This window comes from Acinetobacter lwoffii (assembly GCF_024129715.1).
Classification (GTDB): Bacteria; Pseudomonadota; Gammaproteobacteria; order Pseudomonadales; family Moraxellaceae; genus Acinetobacter; species Acinetobacter lwoffii_U.
Map to the genome: position 1 here is coordinate 64,409 of NZ_JAMXXM010000001.1, position 13,987 is coordinate 78,395.

The 13,987-nt window shown below is 44.8% G+C and carries 14 protein-coding genes; 6 read left to right on the forward strand and 8 right to left on the reverse strand.

What is annotated here, in order from left to right; translation table 11 throughout:
- Nucleotides 1–86 precede the first annotated feature (86 nt).
- The 7 genes from NI462_RS00305 to NI462_RS00335 form a co-directional block, all read right to left on the reverse strand.
- Nucleotides 87–1,010 carry a CysB family HTH-type transcriptional regulator gene (locus NI462_RS00305; RefSeq protein ID WP_005247534.1) on the reverse strand — a complete coding sequence of 308 codons (924 nt, stop codon included), beginning with the start codon at nt 1,008–1,010 and terminating at the stop codon, nt 87–89.
- Between the two features lie 53 nt (nt 1,011–1,063).
- The gene (locus NI462_RS00310; RefSeq protein ID WP_004645633.1) at nt 1,064–2,125 is read right to left on the reverse strand and encodes a sulfate/molybdate ABC transporter ATP-binding protein; all 1,062 of its coding nucleotides are present in this window, start codon (nt 2,123–2,125) and stop codon (nt 1,064–1,066) included.
- An 11-nt stretch (nt 2,126–2,136) separates the two neighbouring features.
- Nucleotides 2,137–3,030 carry a sulfate ABC transporter permease subunit CysW gene (gene cysW, locus NI462_RS00315; RefSeq protein ID WP_004279077.1) on the reverse strand — a complete coding sequence of 298 codons (894 nt, stop codon included), beginning with the start codon at nt 3,028–3,030 and terminating at the stop codon, nt 2,137–2,139.
- Nucleotides 3,027–3,860 carry a sulfate ABC transporter permease subunit CysT gene (gene cysT / locus NI462_RS00320; RefSeq protein WP_004279076.1) on the reverse strand — a complete coding sequence of 278 codons (834 nt, stop codon included), beginning with the start codon at nt 3,858–3,860 and terminating at the stop codon, nt 3,027–3,029. The genes cysW and cysT overlap by 4 nt, the downstream gene beginning before the upstream one ends.
- Before the next feature lie 86 nt (nt 3,861–3,946).
- Nucleotides 3,947–4,552 carry an RBBP9/YdeN family alpha/beta hydrolase gene (locus tag NI462_RS00325; protein ID WP_005247530.1) on the reverse strand — a complete coding sequence of 202 codons (606 nt, stop codon included), beginning with the start codon at nt 4,550–4,552 and terminating at the stop codon, nt 3,947–3,949.
- 32 nt (nt 4,553–4,584) lie between these two features.
- Nucleotides 4,585–5,598 carry a sulfate ABC transporter substrate-binding protein gene (locus NI462_RS00330; RefSeq protein ID WP_253158631.1) on the reverse strand — a complete coding sequence of 338 codons (1,014 nt, stop codon included), beginning with the start codon at nt 5,596–5,598 and terminating at the stop codon, nt 4,585–4,587.
- Nucleotides 5,599–5,773: 175 nt separating this feature from the next.
- Nucleotides 5,774–6,781 (reverse strand): sulfate ABC transporter substrate-binding protein, encoded by a 1,008-nt coding sequence (locus NI462_RS00335; protein ID WP_005265774.1) that lies wholly within the window; start codon nt 6,779–6,781, stop codon nt 5,774–5,776.
- A gap of 160 nt (nt 6,782–6,941) precedes the next feature.
- On the opposite strand from NI462_RS00335, the gene pabC reads away from it, so the two are divergent.
- The 4 genes from pabC to NI462_RS00355 all read left to right on the forward strand — a co-directional run bounded on the left by pabC (nt 6,942) and on the right by NI462_RS00355 (nt 9,929).
- Complete coding sequence (pabC, locus tag NI462_RS00340) at nt 6,942–7,754, forward strand: aminodeoxychorismate lyase (RefSeq protein WP_253158634.1); 813 nt, start codon at nt 6,942–6,944, stop codon at nt 7,752–7,754.
- 1 nt (nt 7,755) lies between these two features.
- The gene (mltG, locus tag NI462_RS00345) at nt 7,756–8,814 is read left to right on the forward strand and encodes an endolytic transglycosylase MltG (RefSeq protein WP_005247523.1); all 1,059 of its coding nucleotides are present in this window, start codon (nt 7,756–7,758) and stop codon (nt 8,812–8,814) included.
- Between the two features lie 2 nt (nt 8,815–8,816).
- The gene (gene tmk / locus NI462_RS00350; protein WP_253158636.1) at nt 8,817–9,416 is read left to right on the forward strand and encodes a dTMP kinase; all 600 of its coding nucleotides are present in this window, start codon (nt 8,817–8,819) and stop codon (nt 9,414–9,416) included.
- Nucleotides 9,417–9,512: 96 nt separating this feature from the next.
- Nucleotides 9,513–9,929, forward strand: a complete 417-nt coding sequence (locus NI462_RS00355; RefSeq protein ID WP_164542957.1) for a PaaI family thioesterase — start codon at nt 9,513–9,515, stop codon at nt 9,927–9,929.
- Nucleotides 9,930–10,037: 108 nt separating this feature from the next.
- On the opposite strand, the gene nadB is transcribed toward NI462_RS00355, so the two are convergent.
- The gene (gene nadB / locus NI462_RS00360) at nt 10,038–11,672 is read right to left on the reverse strand and encodes an L-aspartate oxidase (protein WP_253158638.1); all 1,635 of its coding nucleotides are present in this window, start codon (nt 11,670–11,672) and stop codon (nt 10,038–10,040) included.
- Nucleotides 11,673–11,902: 230 nt separating this feature from the next.
- Here nadB and NI462_RS00365 point away from each other — a divergent pair, with 230 nt between their 5' ends.
- Both NI462_RS00365 and NI462_RS00370 read left to right on the forward strand, forming a co-directional pair.
- Nucleotides 11,903–13,288 carry a Do family serine endopeptidase gene (locus NI462_RS00365; protein WP_253158640.1) on the forward strand — a complete coding sequence of 462 codons (1,386 nt, stop codon included), beginning with the start codon at nt 11,903–11,905 and terminating at the stop codon, nt 13,286–13,288.
- 120 nt (nt 13,289–13,408) lie between these two features.
- A complete protein-coding gene (locus NI462_RS00370) occupies nt 13,409–13,861 on the forward strand; it encodes an acyl-CoA thioesterase (RefSeq protein WP_219308918.1) in 453 nt (150 codons plus the stop codon).
- Nucleotides 13,862–13,987 lie beyond the last annotated feature (126 nt).

The following is a 13,987-nucleotide window of genomic DNA, read 5'->3' on the forward strand; positions in this document are numbered from 1 at the left end:
TGCTTGATATTTATATTCTTTATCCACTCAAAAAATAAAAAAGAGGCGATGTAGCCTCTTTGATTAAAAACTTAAAATACTGCAATTTATTCGTCTGGATAAGCCACTTTTTTCAGTGCCTTAATATCTGCGTCTGGTGAGCAGAGGGAAATAAACTCGTAGCCATAACCGCGTAATAAATGACCTTTACGCACTGCAATCCAGGTGGTATTTACGCCGAAAATATCGGTTTCAATCTGCTTTAAACGGTAATCACGCTCCGGGTCATAGGCCACATCGTTGACAATGCCGATGCCCATATTCATTTCTACATAGGTCTTGATGACATCGGCATCAAGCGCGGACATCACAATATCTACATCAAAACCAGCTTCTTCAAAGGCGGTATCAATCTTGGAGCGACCGGTAAAACCACCATGATAGGTAATAATCGGGTAGTGCGCCAGATCTTCGATGAGCACGTGTTCTTTGCTTGCCAGTGGATGATTCTGCGGGGTAATAATACTGTGTTGCCAGTTATAGTAAGGTACGCTGGCCAGATTATCTTCAGTGGTGAGTGCTTCGGTCGCAATACCGATATCCGCTTGACCTTGCAGTAGCATTTCCGTGATTTCAATCGGGCTGGCCTGTTGCAAAATCAAATGTACTTTAGGGAATTCTTTTTTGAATTGGCTGACAATTGGTGGCAACACATAACGCGCCTGGGTATGCGTCGTGGCAATCGTCAATGTGCCTTCATCGACTTTATTGAAATCATCGGCCAGACGTTTGATATTGTCGGCATCGACCAGCATGCGTTCCACAATGCCTAAAAGTGCCTGACCTGGTTCGGTTAAGCCCAGTAGACGTTTACCTTTACGGATAAATAACTGCACCCCCAGTTCATCTTCCAGATCTTTAATATGCTTACTTACCCCGGACTGTGAAGTATAAAGCGCAGCAGAAGCTTCAGTTAAATTAAAGTTTTGTCTAACCGTTTCTCGTATAATTCTTAATTGTTGGAAATTCATAATTCTCTTACCCTAGAAGAGGATGGGGCATTTTAAAGCCCCATCTTTTGATCTTAAGCGACCTGGTTTTCAAATAAATGCAAATTCACCGCACTTAACCAAACAGTTTGATTTGGGCGGAATTGATGCGCTCTCGCTTCATCAGGCGTCAGTAAAATTTCAATCAGATTGCCTTGACGGTCATTTAGCTCAGCAACTACTTTACCCGCGATCCATAATTCACGAATGAAGGTCGCCTGAATGGCATTGTCGTGTGGCTGTGCATGGATGCGTAGTTCATCTGGACGTGCGAATAAAATCACTTCACCTTGAGCGGCATTTTTTGCACCCTCGAATTGAATACGGTCTTCACCGAGCTGGATGATGCCTGCATTGTTTTGACCTTCAAAACGATTCGCCTGACCTAAGAAGTCGAATACAAATGGGGTTTTCGGTGTTTCATAGACTTCACGTGGTGAACCAATTTGTTCAACATTGCCCTTGTTCATCACCACGATTTGATCTGCAACTTCAAGCGCTTCTTCCTGATCGTGTGTTACGAAAATAGAAGTAATATGCAATTCGTCATGCAGGGTGCGTAACCAGCGACGCAGCTCCTTACGGACTTTGGCATCCAGTGCACCGAAAGGTTCATCCAGTAACAATACGCGCGGTTCAACTGCCAAAGCACGTGCCAAGGCAATACGCTGGCGCTGACCACCAGAAAGTTGAGCTGGATATCGGTCAGCCAGGAAACCAAGCTGAACCAAGTCGAGCAAACGAGTCACACGTTTCTTGATTTCTGCTTCCGATGGACGGGTTTTACGCGGACGAACACGCAAACCAAAGGCAATATTGTCAAATACCGTCATATGGCGGAATAGGGCATAGTGCTGGAATACAAAGCCAACTTCACGCTCACGCACATGTACATTGGTGGCATCCTGACCTTCTAAAATCACCTGACCGCCATCCGCAGATTCCAGACCGGCAATAATCCGTAGCAAAGTGGTTTTACCACAGCCGGATGGGCCAAGAAGTGCGACCAGTTGACCATCTGGGAAATCCAGCGAGATATTTTTAAGTGCATGGAATGCACCAAAGTGTTTTTCAATATTTTGTACTTGAATACTCATGTGGGCATTCCTTAAGAAACTGTTGAATCTTCATTACGTTTGTCTTGTTTTTCCTGGCGCAGTTCCACCCATGTTTTTAAAATCAGGGTTACAATTGCGAGGAGAGCCAGAAGCGAAGACACGGCAAACGCAGCACTAAAGGTATATTCGTTATAAAGAATTTCGACGTGTAGCGGCAAGGTATTGGTTTCACCACGGATATGGCCGGAAACCACCGACACCGCACCAAATTCACCCATGGCCCGCGCATTACACAGAATCACGCCATAGATCAGACCCCATTTGATATTGGGCAGGGTCACTTTCCAGAAAGTCTGCCAGCCAGATGCACCGAGTACAATCGCAGCTTCTTCTTCTTCGGTTCCTTGTGCTTCCATTAACGGAATCAACTCACGTGCAACAAAAGGTACAGTAATGAAGATAGTCGCCAGGACAATTGCAGGCACCGCATAAAGGATCTTGATATCATGATCCATCAGCCAAGATCCCATCCAGCCTTGGGTACCGAAAATCAGCACCAGCATCATACCCGCGATCACAGGTGAAACCGAGAAGGGGAGATCAATAATGGTCGTCAGGAATGATTTACCTGGAAAGTTAAACTTCGCCACAGACCAGGCTGCCGCAACACCAAATACGACGTTGAGCGGTACCGCGATTGCAGCCGTCAGCAAGGTAAGTTTCACTGCCGACAAGGTATCTGGATGCACCAGTGCCTGTGTATAAACGCCAACCCCTTGTTTAAACGCTTCAACAAAAACCAGAATCAAGGGCAGAATCAAGCAGCTTAAAAAGAAGATTAAGGCAATAGTGAGCAGTGTATAGCGTACCCAAGTCGGTTCGCGGGTTGCATCACGGGATTGCAGCTTTTCAGCCAGCGCATTACTGTTGGTATTTAAACTCATCGCGCAGTTCTCCCGGTACGACGGCTGGCCCATGCCTGTAATAAGTTAATCAGGAATAGCATCACGAAGGAAATCAGTAGCATGACGACAGCAATCGTGGTTGCACCAGCATAGTCATATTCTTCTAAACGAGAAATAATCATTAAGGGTGCAATTTCCGTTTCAAAAGGCTGGTTACCGGCAATAAAGATCACCGAACCATACTCACCGACACCACGGGCAAAGGCTAAAGCGAAGCCAGTGATCAGCGCAGGCAGCAGAATTGGGAAAATCACTTTGGTCACGATCTGAAAACGGTTGGCACCCAATGCAGATGCAGCTTCTTCCAGTTCGGTTTCCAGATCGCTAAGGACTGGCTGAACTGTACGCACTACAAAAGGCAGACCAATAAAGATCAATGCCAGTGTAATACCAATCGGGGTATAAGCGACTTGAATGCCAATCGGTTCTAAATATTGACCAATCCAGCCGGTCGGTGCATATAAAGAGGTCAGGGCAATACCCGCAACCGCAGTGGGTAAGGCAAAAGGCAAATCTACCAGGGCATCGACAATACGTTTGCCCGGAAAGCTGTAACGTACCAGACACCACGCCAGTAACAGGCCAAACACTACATTGACCAGTGCAGCGACAATGGCCGCGGTGAAACTTAACTGCAATGATTTCAAGATACGTTCAGAGCTCAGGATTTCCCATAAGCCATCCCAGCCAATGCCCAGTGATTTAATAAAAACAGCTGACAGCGGGATCAAAACGATTAATGACAAATACGCTAGGGTAAAGCCTAGAGAAAGACCAAATCCTGGCAGCACTCGGGATCGCTGCGACATGATTACTCCTCAGAAGAGAGAAAGCTGATTGAAGTCAATCAGCTAAAATAAAAAAACAATTTGGGCACAAGCATAATTTGCAGCGACTAAAATGCAAATTTAAAATAACACTTGCTCTCATCAACTTTGCTGATATGGGGCATAGTGTTTTCTGAAATCAAATAGTGTTCAATTTCAGGAAAAGGGCCAAAACCAGAAGCGACATTGACATGACCGACTGCACCCAGATTAATTGGTTTGATTTTCCAGGTTTGGGCCAGTATGTGGGCATCTTCAAAACTTAACCAGGGATCATTTTCACTGATCAATAACGTGGTGGGCACCTGAAGCTTGAGCTGTTGAAAATAGGTGCTGTAGTCAGTCTGACTGTCGCGCGAAAAACCATTTTCCCCAAATCGTGCCGGATTAGCTGGTGCCACCAATAGCAGATTTTTTACTTTTGCATTGAGTTCGGGATGTTGGGCAAGGGCCGCAATACTGGTCAGACAGCCAAAGCTGTGTGCGACAATCTGAACCTCTGCTGGAATGGCTTGCAGAGTTTTGACAAATTCTGCTACCCAGATATCCAGTACCGGATGATTCCAGTCCTTTTGCTGCACACGGGAGCATCGCATCAGCCGGTGCTGTAAGCAGGTTTGCCAGTGGTTGTATTCACTGCCACCTACACCAGGAACGATAAGCGTATGAATCATGTCGATGCTCCTATATCAATCAGCTTGGAAAATTATTTCGCGCTGTTGGCTTTAACGATCTGGTCAAATACACCACCATTTTCAAAGTGAGCCTTTTGTACTTTGTTCCAGCCGCCAAATTCCTGATCAACCGTCACCAGTTTTAATGGCTTAAATACTTGGCTGTATTTGGCCAGTACTTTGGCATTACGTGGACGATAATAATGTTTACCTGCCAGGTCTTGACCCAATGGCGAATACAGGAAGTTCAAATAACCTTGAGCCAAGTGCTGGTTGCCTTTTTTCTTGGCATTTTTTTCTACAATCACCACCGGTGGCTCAGCCAGAATCGACAGAGAAGGGGTAATAATTTCAAACTTGCCCGGCTGTTCGCGAAGGGCTAAATGCGCTTCGTTTTCCCATGCGAGTAAAACATCCCCAATGCCACGTTCAGCAAAGGTCGTGGTTGAACCACGTGCCCCGGAATCCAGAACTTTGGTATTTTTATAAATTTTACGAACAAATTCTTGCGCAGTCTTATCGTTGCCGCCCGCCTGATGTTTGGCCCAAGCCCAAGCCGCCAGATAATTCCAGCGTGCACCGCCTGAAGTTTTCGGGTTTGGGGTAATGATTGCTACGCCCGGTTTGACCAGATCACCCCAGTCCTTAATCTCTTTCGGATTGCCTTTACGCACCAGGAACACGATGGTTGAAGTATAAGGCGTCGAGTTTTGCGGCAATTTCTTTTGCCAGTCCGCAGATAACAGTTTAGCTTTTTCTGCCAGCACATCAATATCGGCAGCCAATGCTAACGTTACGATATCTGCATCCAGACCATCAATCACGGCACGTGCCTGTTTGCCTGAACCGCCATGCGATTGCTTGAAATTGATTTTTTGACCGGTACGGCTTTCCCAATATTTGCCAAAATTCTTATTTACATCTTCATACAGTTCACGGGTCGGATCATAGGATACATTGAGAAAATCACGTGCTGCTGCACCAAATGAGGTTGCCGAGATAACAGCTGCTAAAACCCCAAGTTTTAATGTGTTTGAAATGCTCATCTGGACTGAATCTCTGATATGTTCTGTAACATAAGCACAGAATAAACTTATTCTTTATGCATAAAAAATAATTAAAAATGAATTTTATATGAAAAAAAGAGATAAATAAGCTCTTAAGTGTTTGAAATAAGAATGGCCTTATGAATAAAGGCCATAATGAACTGCATTTAAAGTATTATTTTGCGTGATTGGCTTTGACAATCTGATCAAACACACCGCCATTGTCAAAATGCTGTTTCTGAACCTTGGTCCAGCCACCAAATTCTTTATCAATGGTGACCAGTTTTAAGGACTTGAATACGGTACTGTATTGCTTTAATACATTCGCATTACGTGGACGGTAAAAGTTTTTCGCCGCCACAGTCTGTCCAGCAGGTGAATAGAGGTAATTTAAATAGGCTTTGGCCAGATGTTCATTACCATCTTTCTTGGCATTTTTTTCTACGATTGCCACGGGTGGTTCAGCCAGAATAGACAGAGAAGGAGTAATGATTTCAAATTTTCCCGGCTGTTCGCGGACGGCCAAATGTGCTTCATTTTCCCAAGCCAGTAATACATCCCCAATCCCGCGTTCAGCGAAAGTCGTGGTAGCACCACGTGCACCCGAATCCAGTACTTTGGTTTGTTTGTAGATTTGACGGACAAAGTCTTGTGCTTTGGCATCATTGCCACCTTTCTGGTGTTTGGCCCACGCCCAGGCAGCCAGATAATTCCAGCGTGCACCACCTGAAGTTTTTGGGTTCGGGGTAATAATGTCTACGCCTGGTTTAACCAGATCTCCCCAGTCTTTGATTCCTTTTGGATTGCCTTTACGTACAAGAAAAACGATGGTTGAAGTATAGGGTGTCGAATTCTGCGGGAATTTCTTTTGCCAGTCTTTAGGCAGCAAACCACGTTCTGCAATTTCATCAATATCTGCTGCCAGTGCCAGTGTTACAACATCGGCATCCAGTCCGTCAATCACGGCACGTGCCTGTTTGCCTGAACCGCCATGTGACTGTTTATAATTGACTTCCTGGCCTGTGGTTTTTTTCCAGTAAGCACTGAATTCTTTATTAAAGTTGTCGTACAATTCGCGAGTCGGGTCATAAGACACGTTCAGGAAATCTTTTGCAGAGACGCTCAACGCGCTTGCTGAAAGTAGCGCTGCCAGTACCCCGATTTTTAATTTACGCGTGTTCATTTTTTGCCTCAAGTTTTTTAGCTTTTGTTAGATGGGGCAAGAATAGCTTGAGATTTTTTGCATAAAAAATAATTAAAAAAGAATTGGATGTGAGTAAAAAAGATATATAGGTGAAGCCTGATTCTGACTGCTCGATTTTTCATTTTAGAGGCTGCAAAATATGCTGTATTTAAAAAATGCCCAACCTGTCAGCCATATAGATGTGCTGGATCGTGGCTTTCATTATGGTGATGGTTGTTTTACCACGGCCCGGATTCGGCATAACCGGATTGAATTATATGATCGTCATCTGGCACGTTTGCACATTAGCAATCAGAGCTTAAGCCTGAATGCCAATCTTGATCTGATTTCAGAAAGTTTACAGATTTTACGGCAGTCTGAACGTGAGCTGAATGGAACATTAAAGATTGTGCTGAGTCGTGGAATCGGTCAGCGCGGTTATAGTTTGCCGGATCATCCTGGAGATCTCTGGCTATTTTATTACCCTCAAACTCTACAGGAATTTAAGTTTGAGCAGATTCAAAGTGGCGTATTGCAGCAGGCAGTGGGATTGACGATGCCCAGTCTGGTCGGGCTAAAAACCTTAAACCGTCTGGAGCAGGTTTTGCTGAAACAGGAAGCAGATCAACGCGGCTGGACTGAGGCCATGGTGACAGATGTACAGGGCGGTGTTGTCGAAGGGGTGAGCAGTAATTGTTTCATTCGTATAAACAATACATGGATTACGCCGGAACTTCGTTATAATGGCGTCTTCGGTGTCATGCGTGCAGAAATTCTACAACGTATGCAAGATCAGGGAATTAGCTGTCAGCAACGCTGTATTGATATGGATGAAATCAACCATATTCAAAGCCTGTTTTTCTGCAATGCACTCAGCCCGATGAAAATTGTCACGCAATTTGAGCAGCGAACCTTGGATGGCGATGCTTGTATTGAAATTTTTAACCGTCTTCGATTGAACCAGATGTCTTAATATGTCAGCTTCCAAACCTAAAGCCAAAAAGAAAAATAAAGCGAGATTCTCCTCATCTTTCAAAGGAATTGCCTTGGTCCTGATGGGGATTGCTTTGATCTTGGCGTTGATCCTGAAAAGCAGTTTGTGGAAGGAGTATCCTGTCGAAGGAAAAAAACAGCTGCTCGCGATTGAATCTGGTCAAACCTATTCCGGTTTTATTGATCGTCTGGCCAAAGAAAATCAGGTGAGTTTTCCGATCATTCTCAAGCTGTATCAGCGCATCATGATTCATGACAGCATGAAAGCGGGCGTGTATGAAGTGCGCCAGGGCATGAGCATCCGTCAGGTCTTGGAGATGATTTCCGATGCAGACAATGCCCAGATGAGCCGGATTCTGGTGATTGAAGGAACGACTTTTAAGCAACTGATTGATGCCCTGAAGAAAAATGATCTGGTCACCAAAGAAGTGCTGCATCTGCCTACTGAGCAATTACTCAAAGAACTGAATATTCCGTTTTCACATCCTGAAGGGCTGTTTGCACCGGATACTTATTTCTTTGCCAAAGGTGAAACTGACCGTAAAATTCTGACCAATCTTTATCAGCGACAGATGAAAGCACTGGATGAGGCGTGGGCGAAACGTGCAACTGATCTGCCATATCAGAATAAATATGACGCGCTGATTATGGCATCGATTATTGAAAAAGAGACCAGTGTAGATCGTGAATTGGAACAGGTTTCTGGGGTATTTGTACGCCGTTTAAAAATTGGCATGCGTTTACAGACCGATCCAACAGTGATTTACGGAATGGGCGATAATTATAATGGCAATATTACCCGTAAAGATTTACGCACACCGACGCCGTATAACACCTATACTATTTCAGGTTTGCCGCCAACGCCGATTGCCTTGCCAAGCAAGAAAGCCATTGAAGCAGCCATGCATCCGGATAATTCTGACAACCTGTATTTTGTCGCTACCGGTAATGGTGGACATAAGTTCACGAGCAATCTGAATGACCACAATAAAGCCGTACAGGAATATCTGACGATTTTACGCTCGAAAAATAAGGAATGAGTATGTTTATTAGCTTTGAAGGCACAGAAGGTGTAGGTAAAACCACGCTCATTCGTTCGATCTATGAAGGTTTTATCGCACAGGGTAAGGACGTTATTCTCACCCGAGAACCGGGGGGAACACCAATGGCCGAGCAGATTCGCTCGCTGTTGCTAGCTGTGAACCATGAAGAAACCATGGCACATGATACCGAGCTGTTATTGATGTATGCGGCGCGTGCCCAGCATCTGGCACAAGTGATTCTGCCCGCATTAGAAGCGGGGAAAATTGTCCTGTGTGACCGTTTTAGCGATGCCAGCTTTGCCTATCAATGTGCAGGTCGGGGATTGAGTGAAACCAAGTTGCAGTTACTGAATGATTACTTTGTCGCGCGCATGCCGGACATTACCTTTTGGCTAGAGGCACCGATTGAACTGGGGATGAACCGAGCACGTGAACGTGGTGCGCTGGATCGCTTTGAACAGGAAAAAGTCACTTTTTTTGAGAAAGTGAGAGCGGGATATGAAACTTCATGGCAACGTCATCCTGAACGGATCAAACGTCTGGATGCGACTCAGACACCTGAGCAAGTATTTGAGCAGGCCTTAAGTTATCTAAAATAAGCCGATTATTAAAATAATTTTTATTTAATTTTTCTCTAGGTTTATCTGTGAAGAATCTTCTATATTAAGACTGATATAGAAGATTTTTTTAATAAGATGAAAACGACCAAAACAGAGATAGAACAATTTTTACAACAAGAATTTCCACAAAGCCTGGAGAAGTGCCGGATTGAAGCCATTTCTCCGCGTGGAGCCACTCTACTTTATCAGGTGAGATCAGAGGAGTTGCGTCCAGGCGGTACCGTTTCTGGTCCAACCATGATGACCTTGGCGGATTTTGCTCTTTATGTTGCCATTCTGGGTGAAATTGGATTGGTCGGTTTGGCCGTGACCACTAACTTGAATATCAATTTTTTACGTAAACCTTCTGGTGGAACGGATATACGGGGAGAATGTAAGCTGATCAAGGTCGGCAAGGCACTGATCGTGGGAGAAGTCTGGATTTATTCGATAGATCATGAAGAACCTGTGGCGCATGTGACCGGAACATATTCAATTCCACCACAACGTTAAATATTTGAAATTAGAATACTGGCTATAAATAGCCTAAGCTACCTTTGAGTAAATAAAAATCTAAAAAGAAAAGGAGATATCACCCAAGGGTGTTATCTCCATATACTTTTAACAATTCACCAAAGGCGTTTCCACTTCAAAATTTGGTGGGACCAGGACTGTTTTGCGTAATTCTGGTAGCAGCTCGGGATAATCCAAGGTGAAATGCAAACCGCGAGATTCTTTACGGTGCATGGCGCAGCGCACGATCATCTCGGACACCAGCACCAGATTGCGCAGCTCGATCAGATTTTTGCTGACCTGGTAATCCTGATAATACTCGGTAATTTCTTTTTTCAGCATTTCAATACGATGTAGCGCACGTTCCAGGCGTTTGGTCGTGCGAACAATGCCAACATAGTTCCACATGGTCTGACGTAGCTCATCCCAGTTTTGCAGAATTACGACATCCTCATCGGGGTTGGTCACCTGAGAATCATCCCAAACTGGGACTACAGGAGCTGGCTGATCGGTCTTAAAATTTTCCTGAATGTGCTTGGCCGCACTCATTCCATAGACAAAACATTCTAAAAGTGAGTTACTGGCCATACGGTTAGCACCATGCAGGCCAGTATAAGAGGTTTCCCCAATCGCATAGAGGCCGACAATATCAGTCTGACTGTTTTCATCGACTATGACACCACCGCAGGTGTAATGGGCTGCCGGAACAACTGGAATCATGTCCTTAGTAATATCAATACCCAGTTCGAGCAAACGAGCATACAGGGTAGGGAAATGCTCTTTGACAAAGCTTTCATCTTTATGGGTAATGTCTAGCCAGACATGACGAATACCGAGCCGCTTGATTTCATAGTCGATGGCACGTGCCACGATATCACGCGGTGCGAGTTCGGCGCGTTCGTCAAAACGCAGCATAAAGCGTTCACCATCAGGCAGGCGCAGATAAGCGCCTTCACCACGCATTGCTTCAGTAATCAGGAAAGAACGTGCTTGTGGATGATAAAGGCAGGTCGGGTGAAACTGGTTAAATTCCATGTTGGCGACCCGGCAGCCGGCACGATAAGCCATGGCAATACCATCACCCGTGGCAATGTCGGGATTTGAGGTGTAAAGATAAGCTTTCATAGCACCGCCACAGGCAAGGGCGGTAAATGGAGCCAAGAAGGTATGCACTTTTTCAGTTGTTTCATCCAGGGCATATAAACCCAGCGCACGATTATCGCCGTCTAAACCGAGCTTTTGTGAACAGATCAGGTCAATCGCAATATAATTTTCAAAGATTTTAATATTCTGTTTTTCTTGGGCCCGTTGTACCAAGGTGGTGGAAATGGCACGACCAGTCGCATCGGCCGCATGAATAATTCGGCGCTGTGAATGACCACCTTCACGGGTGAGATGTAACTGTTCCTGTTCATCCAGAGTAAATTGCACGCCGTGTTTCAGCAGGAAATCAACTGAAGGTTTGCCACCTTCTACCGTCTGTTTAACCGCATCCATTTCACACAGTTGCGCGCCTGCAATCATGGTGTCATCAATATGCTGTTCAATCGAATCCATTTCATCCAGTACTGCGGCCACACCGCCTTGAGCATAAAAAGTACTGGCATCTGTCAGGGTGGATTTCGCCAAGACTGCAATATTAAAATGATCTGGGAGCGATAAGGCTAAACTTAAACCGGCACCGCCACTGCCCACAATAATGACGTCAAATTGATGGGTAAGGGATAAATTAGACATGTCCATCAGCTAATTTTAAAAAAAGTTTGGTAATAACAGCGCTTTTTTGTACAAAAGGCAAGCGTTGAAGTGCTCATTTATTGATGAAAAAAATTAATCAAAGTCTTAACTTAGGGTTTTGATAATGAGATATTGTCCAGAGCGACGTTTTGAAACATATTATTACTTAAACTTTACAGTGTTTGTGATAAAACCTATTTACATAAATTTATCAACAATTTGAGTGAATAATTTATATGAAAATTCTAGACTTAAAAAAAGGATTATTTGCAGCGACCCTCACCATGAGTGCTGCACAGTTGCAGGCGGTTACGCCGGTTGATTTTTCAAATCTGGTGGAGCAGGTCAGTCCTGCTGTAGTCAGTGTCAATGTCGTTAAAAAAATGAGCGAAGAAGAGCTCTTACAACAACAAGTTCCAGAAATTCTGCGCCGCTTTTTTGGCAATCAGGTGATTATTCCGCAGCAGCGTATGCCACAGGAAAAGACGGGCTATGGCAGTGCATTCTTTATCAGCAAGGATGGTTATCTGCTAACCAATCATCATGTGGTTGAGGATGCTTCCAAAGTTACAATTACCCTGAATGACCGTCGTGAAATTGATGCCACTGTTGTCGGTAGTGATGCACGAACTGACGTAGCTTTGCTGAAGGTAAATGGTTCGAATTTCCCAGAATTACGGACAGGAGATGTCGGACACTTACGTGTTGGTGAGCCTGTACTCGCCATTGGTTCACCATTTGGTTTTGATTATTCCGCTTCTGCCGGAATTGTTAGTGCCAAAATGCGTAATATGATGGGCGAAACTGCAGTACCTTTCATCCAGACAGATGTAGCATTGAACCCGGGTAACTCAGGTGGTCCTCTATTTAACCAGCGTGGTGAAGTAGTCGGTGTTAACTCACGGATCTTTAGTGGAACCGGTGGGTATATGGGCTTGTCCTTCTCGATCCCGATTGATGTGGCGATGGAAGTTGCGGATCAATTGAAGAAGAACGGCAAAGTGACGCGTTCATATCTGGGGGTGAGTTTGCAGGATATCGACCGTAACCTGGCTGAATCTTATAATCTGCCTAAGCCTGAAGGTTCCCTGGTGACTCAGGTTGCGCCAAACTCACCGGCTGCACGTGCAGGTCTGCGTGCTAGTGATGTCATCTTAAAATACAACGGTACCCCAATCTCACGTACCAGTGAATTGTTGAACTATCTGAACCGTACTGCACCTCAGCAACAGGTACAACTTGAAATCTTGCGTGATGATAAACGTCGTAGTATTGCAGCGACTTTAAGTGCGGCACCAGATGATACCCCGGCAAAAGCAGGCACACAGGCTCAACCAAGTAAAGGACCAGTGATCGGGGTTTCAATTCGTGACTTAAGTCCAGCAGAGCTGGCGCGGTTAGAAATTAAAGGCGGTGTGGTGATTCAGGATGTACGTCCGGGTGGTATTGCTGCACAGGCACGAATCATGCCGAATGATGTGATCACCCAAATTAATAACCAGACAGTACTGAATTCCAATCAGTTTGTGCAAGAGGTGTCTGAACTGAAAAAGGGTAGCATCGCGCGCGTGACCTTGATTCGTCAGGGTCAACTTGCGGTAGTCGGAATGCGTATCTCATAAGATTGCTAGATTTTCGTGAAAGACCGCTTGTAGAAGCGGTTTTTTATTTTTTGCAATTTACCCGAGCGATAAATTCGGTAGACTCTATAGCCTTAAAATCATGGAAAGGATAAGAGCACAGTGAGCGGTATTTTTGATCTTGCATTAACGGTTCAAACCAAACATATTGATGGATTGGGTCATGTGAACAATGTGATCTATGTGCAATGGATGCAGGATGTCGCATCAGCTCATATTGAAAAGCTGGGTTTGGGACTCAAGCAATATGTGGAGCTGAAACATGCCATGGTCGCGGTTGAGCATCAGGTGCAATATCGCAAGGCGGCTTTTGAAGGCGACGAGATTATTCTGCGCACCTGGCTTAATGATATCAATGCCTTGTATTCATTTAGACAATACGCATTTTATCGACCACAGGATCAGATTCTGTTGTTTACTGGAAGTACCCAATGGGCCTGTATCGAAATGGCCACCGGACGTCCCAAACGCATGTCACCGACATTTACCCAAGCATATCAGCCACTTTCAGAACATATAAATCCTTTTGATTTTTCAATTTTACATCTGGATTAATGAGACAACATTTTCCAGTTTGAGCAGTACATCTGGATAATATTGAGGAAGAAGTGGAGCTGGGGAGCTATTTTCTAATCATGGTGATCCAGATTTCATCTGACTGAGGTGTACGCGACCTAGGGA